This is a genomic window from Microbacterium sp. B35-30 (assembly GCF_010634855.1).
Taxonomy (GTDB): domain Bacteria; phylum Actinomycetota; class Actinomycetes; order Actinomycetales; family Microbacteriaceae; genus Microbacterium.
Genome location: NZ_MWLQ01000014.1, coordinates 104,242 through 129,570 on the forward strand (window position 1 = coordinate 104,242; position 25,329 = coordinate 129,570).

Consider the following 25,329-nt stretch of genomic DNA (forward strand, 5'->3'; position numbering starts at 1 on the left):
CGCGCCTCCTTACGGCTTGATGCGGGGGGTCAGGGAGCGGCTTCGGCGGCGAGGCGCTGCGATGCGGTCGCCATGTGGGTCGCCATGGCCGAGGCCGCGGCATCCTCATCCCCCGCCTCGATCGCCCGGAAGACGGCACCGTGCTCGTCGACGGCGATGCGCGCCTCGGCGTCGTCGTGCACCGCACGGTCGGCGTACACCTGCAGCAGCGAGCGCACGACGTGCAGCAGGTCGACGAGGGTGTCGTTGCCGGCCGCGGTCGCGAGCGCGTTGTGGAAGTCGAGGTCGGCCCGGGCGAAGGCCTTGAGGTCGCCGACGCCGCTGCGCATGCGGGCGAGCGAGCCCGACAGCGAGGACAGATCGGATGCCGCGGCCCGGCCGGCGGCCAGCCGGGCCACGTAGATCTCGAGCCCCGAGCGCAGCTCGAGCAGCTCCGCGGTGTTCTTGCTGCCGATGAGCAGCCCCCAGCGGAGCGTCTGCGGCAGCAGTTCGCTTGCGGTGCCGCGCAGGTACGTCCCCGAGCCGGGGCGCACGTCGACGATGCCCAGGATCTCGAGTGCGGCGAGGGCCTCGCGGACCGCCGAACGCCCCACGCCCAGCGTCGAGGCGAGCTGCCGCTCGGGAGGCAGCCGCGTGCCGGCCTCCAGGTCGCCGGTCGTGAAGAGGTCCATCAGGCGACGGGCGACCTCCGACACCGGAGTGCCGGAGGGGAGGGCGCCGAGCGCCGCCGTGATCTCGGCCGAGCGGTCGTCGGGGTAGGCGGGCATGCGAACAACTTACGGCAGTCGCGCGAGATCCGGGATTGATTTCGGTCAACCGGTTTGTCAGACTGTGGCGAGGCGACGTCAGTCGCCTTTCTCACGGCACCGTGAGAAAGCGTTTCCTGAAGCTCGATGACGAGAGGCATGACGATGAAGTTCCGGAGCAAGAAGCCCATGGCGGCCACGGCGGGGGTGGGTCTGGCAGCCCTCGCCGTCCTGACGGGATGCGCCTCGAGCCCGCCGGCGAGCACGCAGCCGACCCTCGACCCCGATGAGGAGGTGTCGATCACCTTCACCTTCTGGGGCAACGACGTACGCGCCGAGCTCTACAACGAGGCGATCGCCGTCTTCGAGGAACAGCAGCCCAACATCGACGTCGACATCATCTTCCTCGCGCCGACCGATTACTGGGAGAAGCGTCAGATCGAGGCGGCCGGCAACGGCCTGCCCGACGTCGTCACCATGGACCTCGCCTACCTCCGGCAATACTCGCAGAGCGGGTCGCTGCTCGACCTCGAGCCCTACCTCGGCTCCATCATCCAGACCGACACGATCGAGCCACAGGTGCTCTCGGCCGGCGTGGTGGACGACGTCACCACCGCCGTGCCACTGTCCACCAACTCGTGGGGCATGTTCCTGAACACCACCCTGCTCGACGAGCTCGGCGTGGAGCCGTTCACCGATGGCAGCTGGGACGACTACTACGAGTGGATCGCCGACGTGAGCGACGCGGCGCAGTCGGCGGGCGTCGACGCGTGGGGCGGCGTCGACCCGACGGCCCGCATCGAGAACTTCGAGCTGCAGCTGCGCGCAGAGGGTGCGAACCTGTTCGACGAGGACGGAACGCCCGGCTTCGACGAGGACCGCCTCGCAGAGTTCTGGGACTCCGCCTCGGCCGCCCGCGAGGGCGGTGAGTTCGTTCCCCAGCAGCGGATCGCCGAGGTGCAGCCGCTCACGGCCTTCGACAGCGCGCTCAGCGCGAGCGACGCGACCTGGGACAACACCGGCGCCGGCTTCCTCGCCAACCTCGGGGAGGGCTACGAGATCCAGCTGATCGCTCCCCCGCTCTCGGTCAAGGAGGGGCAGGACCTCTATCTCAAGGCGTCGCAGATGTACTCGATCGCCGCGAACTCCGAGCACCCGGCGGCGGCGGCCACGCTGATCGACTTCCTCATCAACTCTCCCGAGTCCGGCGAGATCTTCGGCACCAACCGCGGTCTGCCGGCCTCGGAGACGGCACGCGAGGCCGCCGATCTCGACGAGCTGAGCCAGACGATCGCCGACTACGAGGCATCCATCGCCGACCGACTGGGCGACGCTCCGCCGGTGCCGATCGTCGGCTACGGCTCGCTGCACGAGAAGTTCCGCGAACTCGGCGAGGAGCTGAACTTCGGCACGATCTCGGTCGACGAGGCGGTCGCGCAGTTCTTCGCCGAGATGGACGTCGTCGTCAGCAGCCAGTAGTGCACGCGATGCGGAGGCCGACCGTGACGGCCGGCCTCCGCGTCCGTTCGCCACAGACCCGAGGAGCCACACGTGCCCACGTCCGATCCGCTTCCCGATCCCCCGGACCGCGCGCCGGCATCCCGGCCGTCGCTCGGCATCCAGGGTCCCGTCGTCGCCTTCCACGACCCGTGGGCGGGCGACGCCTCGGACGCGGTCATGCGCACGGGCACCGGCATCCCCATCGCCTCGCAGGATCCCGCGCCGACGCCCCGCGAGTTCGTGATGGCGCTGCGGGAGCTCGGCGCGGACTTCTACGTCCACCACGTCATCCCGACCGTCCACGACCACGGCGCCCTGCTGCGCGACCTCGACGACGCCGGAATCGACGTCGTGCTCGGCAACGAGTACGGCAACATCAACGGTCCCTACGTCGACGGCACCAACCGGTACGACCTTCCCGCGGAGCTGGTCCGGGATGCCGCGGCCTCGGGCAGGCTCGCCGGCGTGCTGTACGACGAGCCCGAGCACCTGCAGATCCACGCCGACCAGTACCGGCGCGACGCGCATCTGCCGCATTTCGGCCAGACCGAGGGTCTCGACGCGGAGGATGCGATCGGCGTCATCGACGCCGCGGTGCGGGCCATCGTGCGCGACGTCGATGCGGCGACGGCGGAGGGCGGGGGCGCTCCGGTGCCCGTGCTCGCCGAGCAGGTGTTCCCCGTCATGTTCCACACGCTCGCGCGGGCGGGGATGACTCCGGCGCCGAAGGTCATGAAGGAGTCGTTCCAGCCGCTGCAGCTGGGCACCGCCCTCGGCGCGGCGGTGCAGTACGACCGCGAGCTGTGGATCTGCGCCGATCTGTGGGGCCCCGACATCGGGCCATGGCTCACCCGGGCCCCCGGATTCCCCGGCCACTCGCCCGCGGAGTTCGCCTCGGCCCTGCGCCTCGCCTACCTCTTCGCACCCACACGGCTGTTCGTCGAGAACGTCGACGTGCTGGTGAGCCACCGCGCGTCAGGTGCGTTCGAGCGCACCGCCCATGGGGAGGTGTGGCACGAGTTCGTGCGCGACTTCGTGCCGCGGCATCCGCTCCATTGGAGCCACCGCGATGCGCGTGCCGACATCGCGCTCGTGCACGCCGACGACAGCGACTTCGGGCGCGGCCACCGGCCGTTCGGCAACCGCGACGCGACGGCGCCTGCCACATCGCGCAGCGTATTCGCCGCATGGCACGCGCTGAGTCACGGGCAGCTCCCCGACCACGGCAGCTGCCTGCACATCCCGGGGTACGAGTTCCCGCGCCACGAGCTCGACGGGATCGCGCGACCGCACTTCCCTCTCGAGGCGGGCGCCGCCGCGCAGACGCATCTGCACGGCCTCTTCCAGGCGACGCGGAGCGTTCTCGTGTTCGACGAGCACGTGCGATCCGATCAGCTCGCGGATGCCGGACTCGTCGTCGTCGCCGGCAGCCGGCTTCCCCTCATGACGCGGGACGCACTCCGCGCACGGGCGCGGGCCGGAGCGACGGTGCTCATCGCCGCATGGCTCTGCGGCGCGGAGCACGCGGCGACCGAGCGCGTCGGCGACGGGCGCTGGGTCGTGTACGAGAGCTTCGACGACCCCGACGCGCAGGAGACGATCGCCGAGCACGCCGGATCCCCAGACGTCTGGACCCAGCGTTTCGGCGACGTCGAACTCCGCATCCGTGCTGCGAGCGCCGGCGGAGAAACGCTCGAGTTCGAGATCGCGGATGCCCTGCGTTCGCGGGTGGGCTGACTTCCGGCATACGGACGCCTGCTTGCAATTGGTCAACCGGTTTGCCACAATAGTCGGCAGTCATCTCGATCACCGTCGACGAGCAGGAGTCACAGTGGACCAGAACCAGAACACCGCGGAAGCGCCGCCGGTCGCGCGCTCGACCATCCGCAAGGTGTCGACCCGCCTCGTGCCGTTCGTGGCGCTGATGTTCTTCATCAACTACCTCGACCGCACCGCGATCGGGTTCGCCGCCCCCAACGGCATGAACGACGACCTCGCGCTCAGCGCCGCTCAGTTCGGCTTCGCGTCGGGCGTGTTCTTCATCGGCTACATCCTGCTCGAGGTGCCGTCGAACCTCGCCCTGCACAAGTTCGGCGCCCGGCGCTGGCTGTCGCGCATCATGGTCAGCTGGGGCATCGTCGCGCTGCTCTTCACCTGGGTTCAGAACTTCGAGCAGCTGGTCGTGCTCCGCTTCCTCCTCGGCGTCGCCGAGGCCGGGTTCTTCCCGGGCGCGATTCTCTTCCTCAGCCTCTGGGTGCCCGCGCAGTACCGCGGCCGCATCCTCATGCTCTTCTACCTGGCCCAGCCCCTCACCACGGTGATCGGCGCTCCGCTCGCCGGCTGGCTGATCCAGCAGAACGAGGTGTTCTTCGGCCTCGAGGGCTGGCGGTTCATGTTCTTCGGCGTCGCCATCCCGGCGATCGTCGTCGGCGTCATCGCGTGGTTCTACCTCAAGGACAAGCCGACCGACGCCAAGTGGCTCACCCGCGAGGAGCAGGTGTGGCTCACGGATGCTCTCGACCGCGAGAAGGCCGCCACACAGAAGAAGGAGCACGGCCACGTCTCGGCCCGCTTCGCCTTCAAGAGCGGTCGCGTGTGGGTGCTGTCGTTCATCTACTTCGGCTTCATCTACGGCCTCTACGCCCTGGCCTTCTTCCTCCCCACGATCATCGAGGGCTTCCAGGAGCAGACCGGCCAGACCTTCGACGTGTTCCAGAAGGGCCTCATCACGGCCATCCCGTACCTGCCGGCCGCCATCATCATGTACTTCTGGTCGCGCGACGCCTCCAAGCGCGGCCTGAAGACCTGGCACATCGCGATCCCCGCGCTCGCCGGCGCCGTCAGCATCCCGCTCGCCCTGTTCGCGGGCTCCCCCGCCGCCACGATCGCGGTCATCACGATCACCGCGAGCGCCATCTTCGCCGCGCTGCCGAACTTCTGGACGCTTCCCACGCGCTTCCTCACCGGCGCGGCCGCGGCGGCCGGCGTCGCACTCATCAACACGATCGGCAACCTCGCCGGGTTCTCGGCGCCGTTCATCACCGGAGCGGTGCGCGACTGGACCGGCGGCTACGAGATCCCGATGTTCATCGTCGGCTTCGTCATGCTGGTGTCGGCGGTGCTGATGGTGCTCCTGGCCCGCAGCAACCGCATCAACCCGGTCACCGTCGACGCGGCCGCCGACGACGTGCCCACGGTGGACGCGGCCGCCCTCGGCGCGGCCGCCGACCCGAAGGGCGACGCGCGATGACCCGTCTGTGGAACGAGCCGGCGGACTTCGCCGACGAGATGATCGACGGCTTCGTCGCGGCCAATGGGCGCTACGTGCGCCGGGTCCCGGGTGGCGTCGTGCGCAGCACGGCGTCGCCGGCCGGCCAGGTCGCGGTCGTGATCGGCGGCGGCTCGGGCCACTATCCCGCTTTCGGCGGACTCGTCGGCCCCGGACTCGCGCACGGCGCGGCGATGGGCAACCTGTTCGCCTCGCCGTCGACGCAGCAGGTGTTCTCGGTCGCCAAGGCGGCCGACAACGGCGGGGGCGTGTTCTTCAGCTACGGCAACTACGCCGGCGACGTGCTGAACTTCGATGCCGCGCAGGAGCGGCTGCGGGCCGAGGGCACCGCGTGCGAGACCGTGACGGTCACCGACGACATCTTCAGCGCGACGGTGGACGAGAAGCACAAGCGCCGCGGAATCGCCGGCGACCTCACCGTGTTCCGCATCGCCGGAGCCGCCGCGGCGTCCGGCGCGGATCTCGCCGAGGTCACGCGGCTCGCGCAGCACGCCAACGAGCGCACGCGGTCGTTCGGCGTCGCGTTCACCGGCTGCACGCTGCCCGGCGCCGATGATCCCCTGTTCACCGTTCCCGAGGGCCGGATGGCGATCGGGCTCGGCATCCACGGCGAGCCGGGCATCGACGAGACCGGCATCCCCACGGCCGACGGCCTGGCGGAACTGCTCGTCGAGAAGCTCCTCGCCGAGGTGCCGGATGGGGTCGACGCGGTCCGGGGGGCCCGCGTCGTCCCCATCCTCAACGGCCTGGGCTCGCTGAAGTACGAGGAGATGTTCGTCGTCTACCGGCGCATCGCACAGCTGCTCGCGGATGCCGGCATCGACATCGTCGACCCGCATGTGGGCGAGTACTGCACGAGCTTCGACATGGCCGGCACGTCGCTGACGCTGTTCTGGCTCGACGACGTGCTGGAGTCGCTGTGGGAGACCCCGGTCGACACCCCGGCCTACCGGCGCGGCTCGGTGGCTCCGCAGGAGCGGTCCGACGCGGCCGCCACGGCCGACGTGGCCGATGTCATCGAGCCGGGCGACGAGGCATCCCGTGCCGCCGCCGCGACGGTGCTGGCCGCCGTGCGCACGATCGCCGAGACCGTCGACGCCCACGTCGGCGAGCTCGGCCGGCTCGACGCGATCGCCGGCGACGGCGACCACGGCATCGGCATGCAGCGCGGTTCGCACGCCGCGCTCGCCGCTGCGGAGACCGCGGTGGACGCCGGAGCCGGCGCCCGCACCACGCTCGCGCGCGCGGCCGACGCGTGGGCCGACAAGGCCGGAGGCACGTCCGGCGCACTGTGGGGCGTCATCCTGAACGCGATCGCCGCGAAGCTGGGCGACGAGGGCAGCCCCGACGCCGCAGCCGTGGCTGCGGGCGTCGCCGCCGGATCACGAGGCGTCACCGACTACGGCAAGGCCGAGGTCGGCGACAAGACGCTCGTCGACGCGCTCGTGCCCTTCACCTCGACGCTGACCCAGGCCGTCGACGCCGGCGCGAGGCTCACCGACGCGTGGCGAACGGCGGCGGATGCCGCGACCCGGGCCGCCGACGCGACCGCCGATCTGCTCCCCCGCATGGGCCGCGCGCGTGCGCACGGCCAGAACAGCGTGGGAACCCCCGACCCGGGCGCGATCTCGCTCGCGCTCATCGTGACCGCCGTGGGCGAGCTGCTCACGGCCCGGAAGTCCCCGAAGGAGAACGCCCATGCCTGAGTCCCAGACCGCAGAGCCGCTGCGGATCGTGATCGGCGCCGACGACGCCGGCTTCGACTACAAGGAGATCCTCAAGAAGGACCTCGAGCAGAACCCCGGCGTCGCCTCCGTGGTCGACGTGGGCGTGGACGCCGACGGCCACACCCCGTACCCGAGGGTCGCGATCGAGGCCGCCCAGCAGGTCGCCGCCGGCACCGCCGACCGCGCGCTGCTGATCTGCGGCACCGGGCTCGGCGTCGCGATCGCGGCGAACAAGGTCTCCGGCATCCGCGCGGTCACGGCCCACGACTCGTACTCGGTCGAGCGCGGCGTGCTCTCCAACAACGCCCAGGTGCTCACGATGGGCCAGCGCGTGGTCGGCGTCGAGCTCGCCCGGCGCCTGGTGCGTGAATGGCTGACCTACCGCTTCGACACCTCGTCGGCCTCGGCCGACAAGGTCGCCGTCATCGACGAGTACGAGACCACCGGAAGCTGCTGATGTCCAGGCACGAACTCCGCAGAAACCAGCCCATCTCTCACGATTCCCGTCAGAATCTGCGAGGGTCGCTCGGTTCTGAGGAGTTCGTGTCCGTTCGCAGCGGGACCGACGCGCAGGTCACGGTGGGGGTGAGCCTGAAGACGTACTTCGGGCATGAGCAGGCGCGGGCGTGGTTCGCCGCTGTCGCTCGCCGCGCCGGCGCGCACCCCGCCGTGGCATCGGGCGATGTGCGGTTCTTCGTGATCCCGACCTACCTGCAGATCCCCGCCGCGATCGAGGCGTTCGCCGGCACGCCGGTGCTCGTGGGCGCGCAGGACGTCTCGGAGTTCGAGCCCGGCGCGTACACGGGCGAGGTGGCCGCCGCCGAGCTCGCCGAGATCGGTGTGGCGGTCGCCGAGATCGGGCACGCCGAGCGCCGCCGCCTGTTCGGCGAGACGGACGCCGTCACGGCCGCGAAGGCCGCCGCGGCCCTCGCCCATCGGATCACGCCGGTGGTCTGCATCGGCGAGGCGGAGCGCCTGGCGAGCACGGCAGCCGCGCTCGCCAACGTCGAACAGCTGGCGGCGAACCTCGAGAACGTGCCCGTCGGTCCGGCAATCGTCGCGTACGAGCCGGTGTGGGCGATCGGCGCCGCCGAGCCCGCTCCCGACGAGCACATCGTCACCGTGACGCGCGCTCTCCGCGCCGCGATCGACGCCGACCCCGACCGCACCGGCAGCGTCGTGATCTACGGCGGCTCCGCCGGCCCCGGCCTCCTCACCCGCCTGGGCGACAGCGTCGACGGACTCTTCCTCGGCCGCTTCGCGCACGACCCGGACGCCCTCGTCGCGGTGCTGGAGGAGGCATCCGCTCTCGCCGCCCGCTCCTCCGTCGTCGACGCCCGCTCCTCCGTCGTCGAGCCCGTCGAGGCGCGGGCCCTTCGACAGCCTCAGGCACCGGAGGCTCACGCGCAGGGACCGGGAGCTCAGGCACCGGGCACGGAGGTCGGCGCATGATCGGCCTCGGGACGTACGCCTTCTTCTGGCAGCACTCCGACCAGGTGCCGGAGCCGCTCTCGCTCGTCGGCGCGTTCGAGGCCACCATGGCCCTGGATGTCGGTGTCTTCCAGATCTGCGACTATGCGCCGCTCGAGTCGATGGACGACGCGGAGCTGACGGATGCCGCGGCCGCCGCCCGCGACCTGGGCCTCACGATCGAACTGGGCACGAAGGGCATCGAGCCCGACCGCCTCGCCCGCTTCCTCGAGCTCGCCGGCGTCTTCGACGCCCGGCTCGTGCGCAGCATGCTGTACTCCCCCGACAACCGTCCGACGCTCGCGCAGGCAGAGGAGTGGCTGCGCTCCGCGCTGCCCGCGTACGAGGCATCCGGAGTCGAACTCGCTCTCGAGACGTACGAGCAGGTCGCAACCGCCGACCTCGTCGGTCTCGTCGACCGCATCGGCAGCGAGCACCTCGGCATCTGCCTCGACCCGGCGAACGTCGTGGCACGTCTCGAGCTGCCCCGCGACTGCGTCGAGGCCACCGCTCGCCACGTGAAGAACGTGCACGTCAAGGACTTCGCCTTCGCCCGGCAACCCGGCTGGGTGGGCTTCACGTACGGCGGCGCGCCGATGGGCGACGGCCTGCACGACTACCCCCATCTGCTCGAGACCGTCCAGCCCCGCGAGAACGGGGTCAACGAAATCGTCGAGCACTGGCTCTCCTGGCAGACAGACGCCGCGACCACCGTCCGAACCGAGCGGGAATGGACCCGCCGAACCATCGAATATCTGAGGAGCACGACATGAGCACCACCTCGACCGAGACGTACAAGATCGCCGTCGTCGGCGCCGGCGGCAAGATGGGCATGCGGGTGTCCGACAACCTCGTCAAGACCGCCCACCAGGTCGCGTACGTCGAGAACTCGCCCGCGGGTCAGCAGCGCACCCTCGACGCAGGACGAGAGCTGACGGATGCCGGCACCGCCGTCGCCGACGCCGACATCGTCGTGCTGGCCGTGCCCGACCTCGCGCTCGGCCCCGTCACCGCCGACCTCGTGCCGCAGCTCAAGTCGGGCGCGATCGTGCTCACGCTCGACCCGGCCGCCGCCTACGCGGGTCTGCTCACCACGCGTGAGGACGTCATCCAGGCCGTCGCCCACCCCTGCCACCCATCGATCTTCCTGCAGCGCCAGACGCCCGAGGAGTGGGCCGACACGTTCGGCGGCATCGCGGCCCCGCAGGACGCGATCGCGGCGATCGAGTCGGACGATCCCGAGAAGCAGGCGATCGTCGAGGCGACCGTCCGCGCCATCTATGCGCCCGTCATCGACGTCCACTGGGTCACCATCAAGCAGCTCGCCCAGCTCGAGCCGACGCTCGTCGAGACGGTCGCGTGCATGATCGGCGCCCTCCTCAACGAGGCTCTGCAGGAGGCCGTGAACACCATGGGCGTTCCCGAGGCGGCGGCCCGCAGCATCCTGTACGGCCACACGCAGGTGGCGCTCGCCAACGGCCTGCGCGGCGACAACCCGTTCTCGGACGCGTGCCTCATCGCCATGGACTACGGCCGCGAGAGCATCATCAAGGAGGACTGGAAGAAGATCTTCCGCGACGACGAGCTCGACAAGAACCTCGCGCGCATGCTGCACCTCGACCACATCGAGCGCTGAGGACGACGATGACCAGACTCGAAGGCAAGACCGCACTCGTGACCGGTTCGGGCACCGGCATCGGGCGCGCCGTCGCGGAGCGGTTCGCCCGCGAGGGAGCTCGCGTCGTCATCGCCGACAGGGATGCCGCTGCCGCGAGCGCGACGGCGGATGCGATCGGGCTCGCCGCCCGGGCTGCTGTGATGGACATCTCCGACGAGGCGTCGGTCGAAGCCGCCTTCGGGTTGCTGAGCGCCGAGGGCTGGGCGCCGGACGTCGTCGTCGCCAACGCCGGTGTGCAGCTGTTCGGGCAGGATGCGGCCGCGGCCGACCTCGATCTCGACGTGTGGAAGCGCACGATCGACGTCAACCTGACCGGCACCTTCCTCACCGTCAAGCACGCCATCCGTTCGATGCTGGAGACCGGCGGCGGCTCGATCATCCTCACCGGCAGCCCGACCGGGATCAACGGCGAGGGGCAGGACTTCACCGCGTACAGCGCATCGAAGGCAGGCATCCACGGCCTCGGACGCACGGTCGCGGCGGCCTACGCCGATCGCGGCATCCGGGTCAACACCGTCGTCCCGGCGTATACCGAGACCTCGCTCGTCAACACCATCACCAGCGACCCTGTGGCGCGCGCGGCGATCATCGGCCGCATCCCGATGGGTCGTGCGGGAGCGCCGGGCGATGTCGAGGGGATCATGGTGTTCCTCGCGTCGGACGACGCCGCGTTCGCGACGGGCGCGCTCTTCGCGGTCGACGGGGGCATGACGATCTGACCCGCTGTCGACTTTCCTGGCGCCATCGGCGCGCTGGGCGTGCGGAACACGACAGGGGAGGCGCATCGGCGCGCCGAAGACGAGGATGGAGCGCATGACCGACGTGTGGAGCGGCGCAGCGACCGCGTGGCGGAGCGGACCGTGGTCGCTCGAGCTGCGCGACGACGAATTCGCCGACATCGCATACGACGGTCACGTCGTGCTGCGGTCGGTGCGCGCCGTGGTGCGCGACCGCAACTGGGACACGGCGGGCCTGGTCGTCGACCGCGTCGACGGATCCGACCTCGCACTGACGCTGCACGTGCACTCGACGGGCCTCGGCTCGGACCTGCGCGGGATCGTCCGCGCCGAGGTGCGCGGGCCCGGGCGCCTGCGGGTGCTCACGGACCTCGAGCCTCAGACGGATTTGGCGACCAACCGCACCGGTCTCGTCGTGCTGCACCCGCCCGCGCTGGCGGGCGTGGGCCTGCACATCCGGCACTCCGACGGCACGGTCGCGCATTCGCGGTTCCCCGAGCGCATCAGCCCGCATCAGCCGGCTCTCGACATCGCGGGCCTGTCGTGGTCGCACGAAGGGCTCGAGCTCGACATGCGCTTCACCGGCGACGTCTTCGAGATGGAGGACCAGCGCAACTGGACGGATGCCTCGTACAAGACCTACAGCCGCCCGCTCGCCCTGCCCTTCCCGTACACGGTCGCCGCCGGCGAACGGGTCGTGCAGGCGATCGACGTCGCCGTGTCGGGCACTCCCACGGCCACAGCTCCGGATCCCGTCACCCGCATCCGGCTCGACGAAGGACCCCCGCTCCCCGCGATCGGCGTCTCGGCCTCGACGGCGCCGGACCCGGCCCCGGCGGACCGGTGGCCGGCGGACGGCGGCGTCTGGCCTGCGGCGGTGCTCGTCGAGCTCGACCTCGCGACCCGCAACTGGCGCGCGGCCCTCGGTCGCGCGGCAGGCCGGCATCCCTCCGACCGCCGCCCCCAGTCGCCGAGCGAGCGCGAGCGAGGCGTAGACGCCCGCACCGATCCGAGCTCGCTGAGCGAGCGTCCCCGAGACGAGGGGCCTGCTGCTGCGCTCGACGTGCGCTTCGTGCTCGACGACTCCGACCCTTCGAGCATCGACGAGGCCGTGCACGCGCTCCGCGGCCTCCCGATCGTGCGCGTCACCGCGTTCCCGCCCACCGGCCCGGCGCGCCACGTCTCCGATCTCGACGCGATCGCCCGGCTGCGCCACGCGCTGACCGAGGCGGGTCTCGACATCGCCGTGGTGGGCGGAGTGCGCTCGCACTTCACGGAACTCAACCGGGAGCACCATCGCCTGCCACGCGGGCTCGCCGGCATCGTGTTCAGCAGCACGCCGCTGTTCCACAGCCTCAGCACCGCACAGCTGATCGAGGCGCTGCCGATGCAGCGGATCGTCGCCACGCAGGGTGTGGGCATCGCCGCAGGACTCCCCGTGCACGTCGGCCCGATCTCCCTGCGTCCGCACTTCAACGACGTGGCGACGACGCCCCCGCCGATGCCCGCGCACGACGACCTGCGCGACGGCTACGGCTCGGCATTGCTCGACGCCGGCGATGTGCGGCAGTCGGCACCGCAGCTCGCCGCGTGGACCGTGGCCAGCGCCGCGGCCCTCGCCGTGCCCGGCGTTGCCACGCTCGCCTACTTCGAGGAGTGGGGGCCGCGCGGCGTCCGCACGGCCGACGGCACCGCCCTTCCTGTGCTCGCCGCGGTCTCGGCACTCGCCGCGCTGGCGGGCGCGACGGGCCTGCGCGGCGACTCCCCCGACGGTCTCGTCTGGGCGCTCGGCGCCCGCGCCGCCGGCGGCGACACCGTCCTCGTGGCCAACCTCGACGATCGCCCGCGCCGGGTCGAGGTCGAGCTTCCCGGCGGCGCGACCCGCACCGCCGAGGTGCTGCCCGGGTCGTTCCTGCCGCTCTGACCGTCGCTGCCCCCACCCTCCACGCGCCGCGCTCCACGCGCCGGCCGCTCCCGCCGCCCGCTCCCGCCGTCCCCGCTCACCCCCGTTCACTTGCGCTGAACGTACGCGAAACCGGCCGATGGGCGTACGTTCAGCGCAAGTGAACTGATTCAGCTCGACGCCGTGCCGCGCCCGAGGTCACACGACGTGTGAGTTCGACGCCGTGACGGCCGGCGCCTCGCGCCAGATCCGCACATCCCAGGGTGCGAGCTCGACCTCCGTGCCCGCCCGGTGCACCGCGTCATCCAGGACGGATGCCGCGTCCGCCGCGACCCGGACGGTGCGGGTCTGCGGTGACCAGTTGTGCACCACCCACACGCGACCCTGAGCGCCTGTCAGGGAGTGAGCGGTGACCGAGGCCGGGCGCGCCGCGAGGATGGCGGAGGCACCGGCGTTCGCAGCCGCCACGGCCGCATCGCGCCCGGATCCGTGGGCCGCGGCATCCGTCATCACGTCGGCCAGCGTCGCGCGGTCGAGGAGCGTGCCGACCGTCGTGATCGCGCCCGCACCGACCTCGCGGCGCGTGACCGCCGCCCATCGGCCGAACAGCGGATGCCGGTACCCCAGGACGACGTCGGCGCCGTCCGGCTGGAGCCCGTCGGCCCAGCCGTGCGCGGTGCCGACCACCGCGCCGTCGCGCACAACCTCGATCGGCTCGGCGAGCGCCCCGAACTCCCGGTAGCCGACACCGGCCGCCGGTCCGACGATCGCGGGCGCCCGCTCGAGTCGCATACGGCCTTCGTCGTCGCCATACCCGGTGCGCGGGCCGATCACGAGCCGTCCGCCGAGACGGGCGTACTCGACGAGCGTCTCGAGCGTCGGATCGGATGCCGCGATCAGCCCCGGCACGACGAGCACCGGGAACCGCCGCACAAGCTCGCCCGCGTCGGGCAGCTGCCGTTCGTTCACGAATCCGACCTGCAGCCCCGAATCGACCGCTGCGCGACCGAACGCGCCCACGATCCGGGCGTACCCGCCGCGGTCGGCATCGGCGCCGCGCGCGAGCGGCGGCTCGAAAGCCATCATCCACTCGCTGTCGTGCGCGTACACGAGACCGACGTCGGCGTCGGGCTCGGCATCCGTCAGCCACGGCGCCGCCGCGGCGAACTGCCGGCCGATCGCGGCGATCTCGGCATGGATGCGCCCGGGCTCGAGGTCATGGCCGAGGATGCCGCCCCAGTGCACCTCGGCGCCCGAGTGCAGCGTGTGCCAGTGCCAGTAGGACACGAGCCGCGCCCCGCGCGCGACGAGCAGCCACGCCGCCTGAGCGAGCTGACCGTCGTACGGCGGGCGGGTGAGCCACGCGGGGCCGATGGAGGCCGCACCGGTCTCGGTGACGAGGAACGGCTCCTGCCGAGAGGCCCGCATGCGGTCGGCCATGAGCACGAACTGCGGCACGTCGTCGGCGTACCACTGGCCGCCCGCGCCCTCGCGCTCGAGGTCCATCGCGTCCTGGGACAGGTAGTAGGCGTTGCCGCTGGCGATGTCGAGCCGCGCAGCTACGGCGACGTCGTCCATCGCCGGGCGCTGGTAGGCGATGCAGGTCGTGAGGAACGTGTCGTCGGCCACGAGCGGGCGGACGAGGTCGGCCTGCCAGCCGATGAAGTCCGCGGTCAGCTCGGCCTGGAACCGCCGCCAGGCGAGGTCGTAGGCGGGAGTCGTGTTGCCCGACGGCGCCCACAGCTCGTCCCACTCGGCGATGCGGTGCGACCAGTACGTCAGCCCCCACGCGCGGTTGAGCGTGTCGACATCGCCGTAGCGGTCCGCGACCCAGTCGCGGAATCGTCCGACGACGTGGTCGTTGTGGATCAGATGCAGGCCGGCCTCGTTGTCGAGCTGAACGCCGATGACCGCCGGATGCCGGCCATGCCGGCCGATCACCGCGCGGATGACACGCTCCGCGTAGCCGCGGAACAGCTCTGACGTGTAGTCCACCTCCTGGCGGCCGCCCCACGGCACGGTGCTGCCGTCCTTGCGCACGACTGCGAGCTCGGGGTGTGACCGCGCGAGCCACGGCGGCACGGCGTAGGTCGGCGTGCCGAGGATCACGTCGATCCCGTGCGCGTGCGCCGCGTCGAGCACGGGCGTCAGCCACTCGAGATCGAACTCTCCGTCGCGCGGCTCCCACGTGGACCACACCGATTCACCGACGCGGATGCACGTGATGCCGGCATCCGTCATGAGTCGCAGGTCGGTCTCGAGCCGCGACGGGTCGGGCAGGTACTCGTTGTAGTACGCCGTCCCGAGTCGGGGGCCGCCCCGCCAGGCTTTCAGGCGATCGGATGCCGCGGCCCGGCCCTCGTCAGGCGCCCCTGGCACGCGCGAGTCTGCCACGGGTCAGCCCGCCACGCGCGTGATGCGCAGCGCCAGCGCCTCGCCGGCGGGCAGCTCGACGGCTGCGGAGGCCCGGTCGTACGCATCGTTGCGCTGGACGTCGTCGAGCGTGAAGCGCCGGCCGACGGGCGTGACCGTCATGTTCCACGTGTCGATGACATCGACGTCGAAGGTGTCGCCCGGCTCCGGCCGCTCGCCCGGGAACCCGATCGGCAGCCGGAAGTCCCACGTCGCCGGCGCCGACCGACCGAGGTACTGCACGTACAGCTGCCGCGGGATGCCGGCGACAAAGGCCGGGTCGTCCCACTTGTCGATGGGATCGAGCCCTGCGCCGTGCACCCCTTCGAGGACGCGGCGGAGGAACGCCAGCCGCGTGGGCGACGCGCCCCGCAGTGGCCCGCCCTCGACCATGTGGAGGCTCCCCGAGGCGGTCACGAAGCTCTCGCCGTGCGAGGCGTAGCAACCGGCCACCGTGGTGATCCAGAACTGATGCACCAGCTCCTCGGCGCTGAGGTGGCCCCACCGGTCGGGGATGTCGCCCTCGTACTTGATCTCGTCGAGGACGACCGGCTTGCCGTACACGTCGCGGTACAGGTTGGCCCGCCCGAAGTCCGTCGTGGCCGAGCCGTTCTGGAGGGACGCGTGGGTCACCCACGGCTGGTTGTTGTCGTACAGCTCGATCCAGTTGTGGATCGAGCGGAGATGATCGTACGGGTCGATCTCGGCCAGCAGCGCGCCGGTGCGGTCCCAGCGGTCGGCCGGGCGCTCGAGCTGGTCGAACTCGTTGCAGAGCGACCACCACACGTGCGGGTACGCGGCCAGGCGCGCCACGAGGTAGCGGAGGTAGACGGCATCCTCCTCCTCGGTGAGCTCGTCGAGACCGAACTGGCCGCGGTCGTAGGCGTTGTAGATGAGCACGTCGGCCTGGATGCCGCGCTCACCCAGCGCCTCGACGGCCCGGTCGAGGCGCTGGAAGAACGCGGGCACCGGCTTGGTCACGTCCCAGCGCCCGTCGGTCTTCTCGAACGGCATCAGGCTCGGGACATGCTCGATGTAGCCGCCGCCCTGTGGGAACACCATGAACCGGAACTTGTTGAAGCCGGCCTCGGCGATCGCGTCGACGGTCGACGAGAACAGCGGCTCGTCCTGGTGCAGCCAGTTGTACGCGGTCGCTCCGACCGGGCGGAACGGCGTGCCGTCGGCGTGGGCGAAGTGGAAGCGGTGGGCGACGCGCACCGGCCCGTGCTCGGCGCCGCGTGAGACCTCGAACGCGCCGGTCCGGCCCGCGAGCGCGGCATCCGCGCTCTCGGTCATCCACGACCACTCCCCCTCCAAGTCCGGTGCGAAGCGGACCCGGTAGGTGGTGCCGCCGTCCCAGAATCCTGGCACCGCGATATCGCCGGCATCTGCGTGCCGGAAGGTCACGGTGAGCGGGGCTTCCAGGCCGACGGCGAGAGCGGACGGCGCCTCGAACGCCAGCTCCACAGGACGGTACAGCGAGTGGGACATCGTCATCCTTCCGAATCTACGGCGATCGTCACCGACTATTGAAACGTACCAAAGTCGTGCATAATCTGCAGGAGATGAATGAACATGCACCCTCCACGGTTGTTACCGGTAACACCCGAAACGGCTGGCAGGGGCACTCACTCCACCCGGACATTCCAGAAGCGGAGAAGACAATGAAGGTTTCTCGCAAGATCGCAGCCGGCGCCGCCGGCCTCCTCGCCGTCAGCCTGCTGGCCGGCTGCAGTTCAGCCGGCTCGGGCGCCGGCGACGCAGGCGAAGACGTGGCGCTCACCCTGTGGGCCCGAGGCAACTCGGTGCCCGACGATGTCGAGCAGATCCTCGCCGACCAGTTCCCGGACTACGACATCACCTTCGAGAACATCCCCGACATCGAAGACAAGCTTCGCGCGGCCCTGCGTTCGGGCAGCGGCCTGCCCGACGTCGTCATGATGGGCGGCAGCCTGCCGTCGTTCTTCACGGTAGCCGACGAATTCGTCGACCTGTCTGACCAGGCCGCCGAGAGCGACGCCGTCGAGTGGGGCCTCGAACTCGGCCAGGCGCCCGATGGTCGTCAGGTTGCGCTCCCCACCGATATCGGCCCGTGGGGCTTCTTCTATCGGGCCGACGTGCTCGAGACGCTCGGCTATCCGACGGAGCCCGAAGAGGTCGCTGCGGCCGTCGACTCGTGGGACGCCTACCGCGAGCTCGCCACCGCCGCGGCGGGAGCCGGCAGCTTCGTGTGCGACCACGCCGGCCAGGTCTACCAGGCGCGCCTGGCCCAGGAGGGATACGCGTACTTCGAGCAGGAGGACGGCGAGGACGTCAACATCGTCGACTCGCCCATCTCGCACGACGCGTTCGTCGAGACCGCCTCGCTCGCGCAGGACGGCCTGTGCGCCAACGCTGAGCCGTACACGCCCGAGTTCAACGCGGCCCTGACGCAGGAGGACATCGTCGGCTTCGTGGGGCCTGCGTGGGAGGACGGCCTGCTGAAGTCCGCGGGCGAGCTGCAGTCCGGCAACTGGCGCGTCACGACCGTTCCGGGCGGCGCCGCCGCGACCGGCGGAACGTTCGTCTCGGCGCTGTCGGCGAGCGAGCACCCCGAGGCCGCGGCGGAGCTGGCGGCGTTCATCGGCGGCACCGAGTTCCAGAAGATCGGCTACCTCGAGAAGGGCCTCTTCCCGGCGTCGACCGGCGTGGCCGCCGACCCCGACGCCGCCTCGCCGCAGGAGTACTACGGCGGTCAGGACACGCTCGGCGCGCTCGCACAGACCGCCGTGGAGGCGCCGCTGGTCTACCAGGCGCCCGACAGCGGAACAGTCGCCTCGCAGTTCTTCGTCGCGCTGAACGACCTCTCGTTCAACGACGACGACCCCGAGAAGGTGTACTCCTCGCTCGTCGAGAAGAACTCCGCCGAGTGACACCGGCGGGGGCGGCCGCGCGCCGCCCCCGCCTTCCAGGGAGCATCATGACCTCGACCGCAACTTCGACGGCGACTCCGCCCTCGACGACGCCGGCACCCGTGCCGCCATCCCGACGCCGTCGCCCGGCACTGCTGCGCTACTGGCGCGAGTATCTGGCGATCTCGCCGTTCTACATTCTGTTCGCGGTGTTCGGGCTCTTCCCGCTCGTGTTCGCCGTTTACCTCTCGATGGTCTCGTGGGACGGCCTCGGCGAGCCGGAATGGGTCGGCCTCGAACAGTTCGAGCGCCTGTTCAGCTCGGGCGAGTTCGCGGGAGCACTGAGCAACACCGTGATCATCTTCGTGATCGCACAGGTTCCGGTGATCCTCGCCTCCCTCGGCGCCGCGGCACTGCTGAGCTCGCCGAGGCTGCGCGCCAAGGGCCTCTACCAGACCCTGTTCTTCCTGCCGCAGGTGACCTCGGTCGTCGCGGTGGCCATCGTCTTCCAGTCCGTCTTCTCGAACGAGTACGGCATCATCAACGCGTTCCTCGAGGCGATCGGATTGTCGGCTGTTCCCTGGATGACCACCGAGTGGGGCGTGCGGCTCGTGGTCGCGCTCATGATCTTCTGGCGCAGCTTCGGCTACTTCGTGGTGATCTTCCTCGCCGGCATCTCGTCGATCCCGCCGTCGCTGTACGAGGCCGCGCGCCTGGACGGCGCCGGGCCGTGGCGCATCCTCCGCTCCATCACGGTTCCGATGATCTGGCCGACGATCCTCTTCGTCGCCGTGACCGGCACGATCAGCGGCTTTCAGATCTTCACCGAGCCGCAGGTGCTCACCAACGGCCTCGGCGGACCCGGCAACTCCGTCGTGACGCTGATGTTCCTCCAGGTGGGCTACATGGGGGCGACGCTGCCTACGGTGCGACCCGACCTCGGCTTCGCGACCGCCATCGGCTGGGGCATCTTCGTCGTGCTGATCCTCCTGGCCATCCTCAACTCCCGCGTCATCGCCCGACGCCGAAACGAGATGTGATGAAGACCCCTCGTCGCGCCTGGCTGCAGCATCTGGTTCTGATCCCCGCCGCCGCGCTGTTCGCGTTCCCGTTCTACTGGCTGATCGTCATGTCGACCAGCACGACGTCCGACATCTTCTCGAGCCCTCCCCGGCTGATCCCCGGACCCGAGCTCTTCGAGAACATCGGGCGGCTCTTCGAGAGCATCGACTTCGGCCAGGCCTTCCTCAACTCCGTCGTCGTCTCGGTGATCGCCACGCTGGTCACGGTGACGATCGCGGCGCTGTCCGGGTTCGTGTTCGCGATGTACCGGTTCCCGGGCCGCAAATGGCTCTTCGGCATCCTGCTCGCCACCATGACGCTGCCCACCGGTGTGATGCTCGTGCCGATGTTCCAGATCTATGTCGACCTGGGCTGGCTGAACACCTACCTGCCGCTCATCGTGCCAGGCGCTGCCAGCGCCTTCGGGATCTTCTGGATGCGGCAGGCCGCGCGCGAGGCCGTGCAGTACGAGGTGATCGAGGCGGCCCGCGTCGACGGAGCCGGGTTCCTGCGCGTGTTCTGGCATGTCGGCGTGCCGGCGCTGCGCCCCGCCATCGCCGGGTTCACCGTCTTCCAGTTCATGTGGAACTGGAACGAGTACATGTGGCCGCTGCTGGTGCTCAACGACTCCGATCTGTACACACTCCCTGTTGCGCTGCAGCAGCTCAACGGCAACTACGGCACCAGCGATTACCCCGTCGTCATGGTGGGGACACTGCTCGCGACATTGCCGCTCATCGTGGTCTTCCTGCTGTTCCGCAAGCAGGTCATGAGCAGCGCGACCTCAGGCGCGGTCAAGGGATGAGCAGCATGGACCCCGCAGCGGCGATCGACAGACACGCGGTCGTCGACCGGCATCGGATCCGCCGAACGCGCGTCGATGCGGAGGCACCGCTCACCGTGGGCAACGGCGAGTTCTGCTTCACCGCCGATGCCACGGGCCTGCAGACGTTCGCCGACTGGCACAGCCGTGCGGCGGCGCGCGCCGACGCGCGGAGCGCGACGCCGCTGGGAACCCAGGCGCAGTGGGCGTTCCACTGGGCCCCCAATCCCGACGGGCTCACGCTCGACGACACGATGGTGCGCTTCGAGCGACCCGACGGCTCGCCCGTCGACTACCCGACGACCTACGATTGGCGCCTGACCGAGGCCGAGGCCCGTCGCCTGCAGCCGGCGGGCTACTACTACTGGGTGAACCCCCAGCGCCTCCACCTCGGGCGCGTCGCGTACGTCCTGCGGCATCCCGTGACCGGCGAGCCCGTCTCAGATCCCGGCGAGCTCACCGGCACCGCCCAGACGCTCGATCTGTGGAGCGGACTGCTCGACAGCACGTTCGCCCTCGGTGGGCTCCGCACGCGCACGCGCACCGCCGTGCACCCGGACCGCGACATCCTCGCCGTCTCCGCGTCGTCCGAGCTCTTCACCGGGGGCGCGGCGGCGCTGCGCATCTCGTTCGCCACCATCCAAGACACCTGGGAGGCCGACGAGGACTGGACCCGCCCCGGCACCCACTCCACCGACGTCGAGGTCGGTCACGACGGCATCGTGCGCATCACCCGCCGTGTGGACGAGGCGTCGTACACCGTGCGGGTGCGGGCGAGCGGATGCCGCGTCTCGGCCTCCGCGCGGCATTCGATCGACCTCGTGCCCGAGGCCGACGACATCGAGCTCGTCGTCGAGTTCGGGCCCGAAGCATCCGATCTTCCCCTCCCCACCGCCGACGAGACCTTCGCGGCCGCCGTGGAGCATTGGCGTGCGTACTGGAGCGAGGGCGCCTTCGTCGACCTGTCGCGATCAGAAGACCCGCGTGCGCACGAGCTCGAGCGACGGATCGTCCTGTCGCAGTACCTGACCACGATTCAGTGCGCCGGCTCGCTGCCGCCCCAGGAGAGCGGTCTGGTCTGCAACTCGTGGGGCGGCACGTTCCACCTCGAGATGCACTGGTGGCACGCCGCGCACTTCCCGATGTGGAGCCGGCCGGCGCTTCTCGAACGCAGTCTGGCGTGGTACCAGCGCATTCTGCCGGTCGCCCGCGAGAACGCGCACCGCAACGGCTACCCCGGCGCGCGCTGGCCCAAGCACGTCGGGCCGGAAGGGGTCGAGAGCCCCAACGAGATCGGACCGCTGCTGCTGTGGCAGCAGCCGCACCCGATCTCGTTCGCCGAGCTCATCTACCACGCCCGCGACGAAGATGCCGGCGTGCTCGAGCAGTACGCGGAACTTGTCGATGAGACCGCCGAGTTCCTCGCCGGCCTCGTGTGGTGGCAGGACGGCACCGCTCACCTCGCGCCGCCGCTCATGCCGGCGCAGGAGCGCTACGAGGCCGCGACCACGTGGGACCCGACATTCGAGCTCGCCTACGTGCTGTGGGCGCTGCAGACCGCGTGCGAGTGGCGGCGGCGCCAGAGCCGCGACGTGCCCGAGGCATGGACCCGCGCCGTCGACGGCATCGCGCCGCTCCCTGTCGCGAACGGTCGGTACGAGGCGGTGCGGGGGCAGACCGCGCTCTTCGACCATCCGTCGCTCGTCGGCGCGTACGGCTTCGTCCCGCCGACCCGCCTCGTCGACCCCGAGGTCATGGCGAACACGCTCGACCACGTGCTCGAGGCGTGGGAGTGGGGCTCGACGTGGGGCTGGGACTTTCCGCTGCTGGCGATGTGCGCGGTGCGACTCGGCCGTCTCGACACCGCGTTCGATCTGCTGCTGACGGACCTCCCCCGCAACCGCTCGCTGTCGAACGGGCACAACTTCCAGGTGCCGAACCGCCTGCCGCTGTACCTGCCCGGCAACGGCGGTCTGCTCGCGGCGATCGCGATGCTCGCGACCGACGACGACGGCAGCCCGCGCGACCGACTTCCCGAGGGCTGGACGATCCGGGCGGAGGGCTTCGCGCCGCGGCCCTGATCCCCCGTCGACCCCGATCTCACCTCACGGAGACACCGAATGATCGATGTGCACGATCTCGCCGACAGCGTCCGTCCGACCGCGAAAAGCGGAGCTCTCGTCGTCGCCCCCACCCACCGGGCGGGCGACTGGAACAGCCACGGCGTGGACTGCCCGTTCGTCTTCCGCAAGGACGGCGCGCTCGGCATGACAGTCGTCGGGTGGGACGGCCGCGGCTACCAGACCGGGCTCGCGTGGCACGACGGCGCGCAGTGGTCGGCGCCGCAGCTGGTGTTCCCGCGTGATCCCGCGTCGGCCCACCGACGCCACAACGCCGCGCTCACCTCGATCCTGCGAGATACCGAGCTGTACGGCGCGGGCGAGCTTCTCCCGATCGACGGCTGGTACTACGGGACCTATCACGCGTACCCCGACGCAGGCTACGAACAGGGCTCGGCCGTCATCGGATTCGTCCGCAGCCGAGACCTCGTCGAATGGGAAGAGGTCGGCGATCTGCTCCGTCCCGAGGACGGCGGTGCCTGGGAGCGGGGCGGGCTGTACAAGTCGTACCTGCTGCGCCATGACGACCGGTTCTGGCTCTTCTACAACGCCAAGGACCGGGCCACCGGTCGCTGGATCGAGCAGACCGGCGCCGCGGTGTCGGACGACCTCGCCTCGTGGCACCGCGTATCGGATGCCCCGCTGCTGCCCGTCGGCACTGCAGGCGCCCCCGACGACCGGTTCGCCTCCGACCCGTTCGTGCTGCGTGCTCCGGACGGAACGTGGCTGATGTTCTACTTCGGGCTGTGCGCGGGCGGCCCCGCGGTCGATCTGCTCGCCACCTCGCCCGACCTCATCGCCTGGACGAAGTCACCGACCGTGCTCGTGGCACCCGGCGAGGCCGGCGCGCTCGACGACTGGCACGCGCACAAGCCCGCGGTCATCCGCACCGGCGATCGCCTCGAGCACTACTACTGCGCGGTGCAGCGCCTCGGCGCCCCCGTCGCGATCGGCGGCTACTCCCAGCCCGAGATGCGCGGCATCGCGCTTGCCTGGTCGCCGGTGGTCGCAGCGCCGATGGAATCGGTCCCTGTGGCTCCGGCGGCCGCCGGCTGAGCGCCGCTCAGACGCCCCCGGACCGCAAAGCCAGCGGTGCTCTCGCGGACGATGAGCCGCGGCTGGAGCACGCGGTGAATCTGCGCCAGAGCCCGCCCCTCCAGCGTCTCGAAGAGCATGTCGACCACCGTCGAGCCGACGTCCCGGTGCCGGCGGCTGATGCTCGTCAGCGGGATCAGCGACGCTTCGGCGAACTCGTTGTCGTCGTAGCCCACGAGGGCCAGTTCCTCGGGCACACGGATGCCGCGCGCTACGAGTTCCCGCAGCATCCCGAGCGCGAGCAGGTCGTTGACGGCGAAGATCCCGTCGGGTCGCTCCCGCGCTGGCCGCGCCGCAATCGCCGCTCCCGCCTCACGTCCGAACGCGAGCGAGCGCTCGCCGACCGCGATCACCTCGAGGTCGACGCCGCGGGCGCGAGCTTCGGCACGCGCTCCATCGAGTCGCGCGGCTACGTACACGACGTCGTCGGGCCCCCCGACGAACGCCAGGCGGCGGCATCCGCTCTCCGCGAGGTGAGCGATGGCCAGGCGACCGCCGGCGACCTCGTCGACCGACACCGACGGCTGCTCGGGCGACTGCGCCCGCTGGCCGACGAGGACGGTCGGCGTGCCGCGACGGCGCAGCAGCGCGAGCCGCTCTTCGACCGGATGGTGCGAGGCGACCAGAAGGCCCCGTACATGATGCTGCGCGAAGGCATCGAGGTACGCATCCTCCTGCGCGGGGTCCGCCTGAGAATCGGCGAGGAAGACGGAGAGGCCGAGCTCTGCGGCTCGGTGCTGCACGCTCTGAGCGATCTCGCCGAAGTGCGGATTGCCGATGTCGGCCGCGAGATAGCCGATGACGGTGCTCACGCCCAGTCGCAGCTGGCGGCCCGCGTTGCTCGGCACGAAGCCGAGTGTGTCGATGGCGTCCGCCACGCGGCGGCCCATCGCCGCCGACAGCCTGTCGGGGTGGTTGAGGTAGTTCGAGACCGTGCCGATCGAGACGCCCGCGAGCGCCGCGACGTCCCGAATGCCCGCCGGCGCCATCAGCGCCAGTCGTGCTCGGCGGCGAAGCCGAGTCGCTCGCGGATCTTCCGCGTCGACATGAGCGACTCGAACTCGCCGAGGTCTTCGGCGATGGGTGTACCCGGGAACCAGCGCGCCGCGACCTCGCGTGAGCGCTGCGCGTTGCCCGAGTCGGGCGCGGCCACGTTGAACACCTCGAAGCCCGGCTGCGCCGCCGCCAGCGCCAGCGCCACCGCCACCGCGCCGTCGCGGGCGTCGATCCAGGAGCCGACGAGGTCGCGGCGGTAGTCCGGCTCGGCCGCGCGGTCGAACGTCGCGTATTCGTCGCCGGCCACCACGTTGGTGAACCGCAGGGCGGTGATCGAGGTCTCGGGATGCCACCGCGCGAGCTGGGCCGCGATGGCTTCCTCGGCCACCTTGCCGAGTCCGTACGTGTTGTTGGCGCTGGTGTACGTCTCATCGACGGGGAGCGCCGGCGGCGCCTCCTCGAACGGGAAGCCCATCGCGGTGATGCTCGAGGCGAGAACGATCGTGCGGATGCCCGCGCGATGCGCCGCGAACAGGGCGTTGAACGACACGGTCATGTTGTTGTGGAAGGTGGCGGCATCCGGCACCAGGCCGTTCACCGGGATCGCCGCGAGGTGCACGAGGGCGTCGAGTCCGTCGTGGCGCGCGGTCACCGAGAGGAACGCGTCGAGCGTCTGCCCGAAGTCGGTGAGGTCGACGCGGGTGAAGCCCGTTCCGGGGGTTCCGGCGAGGTCGAAGCCGATCACGTCGTGCCCGTCGGCCCGCAGTCGCTCCATCGCCGCGCGGCCGAGCTTGCCGCCGCTGCCTGTCACACCGATCGTCATCGAATCCTCCTCTGCCGCCCGGGGTCACGGCTCCCTCGACAGCGTACTTGAAACGTT

Annotated in this window: 20 protein-coding genes; 15 read left to right on the plus strand and 5 right to left on the minus strand. The window is 70.7% G+C overall.

Annotated features, from left to right (window positions below):
• Positions 1 to 29 precede the first annotated feature (29 nt).
• Complete coding sequence (locus B2K11_RS08110; protein WP_163617764.1) at positions 30 to 767, minus strand: FCD domain-containing protein; 738 nt, start codon at positions 765 to 767, stop codon at positions 30 to 32.
• 138 nt (positions 768 to 905) lie between these two features.
• Between B2K11_RS08110 and B2K11_RS08115 the strand changes: the two genes are divergently transcribed.
• From B2K11_RS08115 to B2K11_RS08160, 10 genes are all read left to right on the plus strand, one after another.
• Complete coding sequence (locus tag B2K11_RS08115; protein ID WP_239525854.1) at positions 906 to 2,225, plus strand: extracellular solute-binding protein; 1,320 nt, start codon at positions 906 to 908, stop codon at positions 2,223 to 2,225.
• Positions 2,226 to 2,297: 72 nt separating this feature from the next.
• Complete coding sequence (locus B2K11_RS08120; RefSeq protein ID WP_163617765.1) at positions 2,298 to 3,983, plus strand: hypothetical protein; 1,686 nt, start codon at positions 2,298 to 2,300, stop codon at positions 3,981 to 3,983.
• A gap of 94 nt (positions 3,984 to 4,077) precedes the next feature.
• Complete coding sequence (locus tag B2K11_RS08125; protein ID WP_239525855.1) at positions 4,078 to 5,496, plus strand: MFS transporter; 1,419 nt, start codon at positions 4,078 to 4,080, stop codon at positions 5,494 to 5,496.
• Positions 5,493 to 7,241 carry a dihydroxyacetone kinase family protein gene (locus B2K11_RS08130; RefSeq protein WP_163617766.1) on the plus strand — a complete coding sequence of 583 codons (1,749 nt, stop codon included), beginning with the start codon at positions 5,493 to 5,495 and terminating at the stop codon, positions 7,239 to 7,241. Before B2K11_RS08125 ends, B2K11_RS08130 begins: the two co-directional genes overlap by 4 nt.
• The gene (locus tag B2K11_RS08135; protein WP_163617767.1) at positions 7,234 to 7,719 is read left to right on the plus strand and encodes a ribose-5-phosphate isomerase; all 486 of its coding nucleotides are present in this window, start codon (positions 7,234 to 7,236) and stop codon (positions 7,717 to 7,719) included. Before B2K11_RS08130 ends, B2K11_RS08135 begins: the two co-directional genes overlap by 8 nt.
• An 86-nt stretch (positions 7,720 to 7,805) precedes the next feature.
• Positions 7,806 to 8,714: a triose-phosphate isomerase family protein gene (locus B2K11_RS08140; protein ID WP_345770764.1), complete on the plus strand. Its 909-nt coding sequence runs from the start codon at positions 7,806 to 7,808 to the stop codon at positions 8,712 to 8,714.
• Positions 8,711 to 9,505 carry a TIM barrel protein gene (locus B2K11_RS08145; protein ID WP_163617769.1) on the plus strand — a complete coding sequence of 265 codons (795 nt, stop codon included), beginning with the start codon at positions 8,711 to 8,713 and terminating at the stop codon, positions 9,503 to 9,505. The genes B2K11_RS08140 and B2K11_RS08145 overlap by 4 nt, the downstream gene beginning before the upstream one ends.
• The gene (locus B2K11_RS08150; RefSeq protein ID WP_163617770.1) at positions 9,502 to 10,368 is read left to right on the plus strand and encodes a phosphogluconate dehydrogenase C-terminal domain-containing protein; all 867 of its coding nucleotides are present in this window, start codon (positions 9,502 to 9,504) and stop codon (positions 10,366 to 10,368) included. The genes B2K11_RS08145 and B2K11_RS08150 overlap by 4 nt, the downstream gene beginning before the upstream one ends.
• 8 nt (positions 10,369 to 10,376) lie before the next feature.
• On the plus strand, positions 10,377 to 11,129 hold the full coding sequence (locus tag B2K11_RS08155) for an SDR family NAD(P)-dependent oxidoreductase (RefSeq protein ID WP_163617771.1): 753 nt from the start codon (positions 10,377 to 10,379) through the stop codon (positions 11,127 to 11,129).
• A gap of 94 nt (positions 11,130 to 11,223) precedes the next feature.
• Positions 11,224 to 13,071 (plus strand): hypothetical protein, encoded by a 1,848-nt coding sequence (locus B2K11_RS08160; RefSeq protein ID WP_163617772.1) that lies wholly within the window; start codon positions 11,224 to 11,226, stop codon positions 13,069 to 13,071.
• Between the two features lie 177 nt (positions 13,072 to 13,248).
• Here B2K11_RS08160 and B2K11_RS08165 read toward each other — a convergent pair whose 3' ends face one another.
• Positions 13,249 to 15,429 carry a beta-galactosidase gene (locus tag B2K11_RS08165; protein WP_163617773.1) on the minus strand — a complete coding sequence of 727 codons (2,181 nt, stop codon included), beginning with the start codon at positions 15,427 to 15,429 and terminating at the stop codon, positions 13,249 to 13,251.
• Between the two features lie 18 nt (positions 15,430 to 15,447).
• A complete protein-coding gene (locus B2K11_RS08170; RefSeq protein ID WP_239525856.1) occupies positions 15,448 to 16,959 on the minus strand; it encodes a DUF4038 domain-containing protein in 1,512 nt (503 codons plus the stop codon).
• Positions 16,960 to 17,126: 167 nt separating this feature from the next.
• On the opposite strand from B2K11_RS08170, the gene B2K11_RS08175 reads away from it, so the two are divergent.
• From B2K11_RS08175 to B2K11_RS08195, 5 genes are read left to right on the plus strand one after another with little or no spacing between them, the layout of a single operon-like run.
• Complete coding sequence (locus B2K11_RS08175) at positions 17,127 to 18,374, plus strand: extracellular solute-binding protein (RefSeq protein ID WP_163617774.1); 1,248 nt, start codon at positions 17,127 to 17,129, stop codon at positions 18,372 to 18,374.
• 47 nt (positions 18,375 to 18,421) lie between these two features.
• Positions 18,422 to 19,393, plus strand: coding sequence for a sugar ABC transporter permease (locus tag B2K11_RS08180; protein WP_239525857.1), 972 nt, complete (start codon positions 18,422 to 18,424; stop codon positions 19,391 to 19,393).
• Complete coding sequence (locus B2K11_RS08185; RefSeq protein ID WP_163617775.1) at positions 19,393 to 20,220, plus strand: carbohydrate ABC transporter permease; 828 nt, start codon at positions 19,393 to 19,395, stop codon at positions 20,218 to 20,220. The genes B2K11_RS08180 and B2K11_RS08185 overlap by 1 nt, the downstream gene beginning before the upstream one ends.
• A 5-nt stretch (positions 20,221 to 20,225) precedes the next feature.
• The gene (locus B2K11_RS08190; protein WP_163617776.1) at positions 20,226 to 22,319 is read left to right on the plus strand and encodes a hypothetical protein; all 2,094 of its coding nucleotides are present in this window, start codon (positions 20,226 to 20,228) and stop codon (positions 22,317 to 22,319) included.
• Between the two features lie 39 nt (positions 22,320 to 22,358).
• Positions 22,359 to 23,414 (plus strand): hypothetical protein, encoded by a 1,056-nt coding sequence (locus tag B2K11_RS08195; protein WP_163617777.1) that lies wholly within the window; start codon positions 22,359 to 22,361, stop codon positions 23,412 to 23,414.
• Here the strand turns inward: B2K11_RS08195 and B2K11_RS08200 are convergent.
• A complete protein-coding gene (locus B2K11_RS08200) occupies positions 23,315 to 24,442 on the minus strand; it encodes a LacI family DNA-binding transcriptional regulator (RefSeq protein ID WP_163617778.1) in 1,128 nt (375 codons plus the stop codon). The two genes, B2K11_RS08195 and B2K11_RS08200, sit on opposite strands and share 100 nt — an antisense overlap.
• Complete coding sequence (locus B2K11_RS08205) at positions 24,442 to 25,272, minus strand: NAD(P)-dependent oxidoreductase (protein WP_163617779.1); 831 nt, start codon at positions 25,270 to 25,272, stop codon at positions 24,442 to 24,444. The genes B2K11_RS08200 and B2K11_RS08205 overlap by 1 nt, the downstream gene beginning before the upstream one ends.
• Positions 25,273 to 25,329 lie beyond the last annotated feature (57 nt).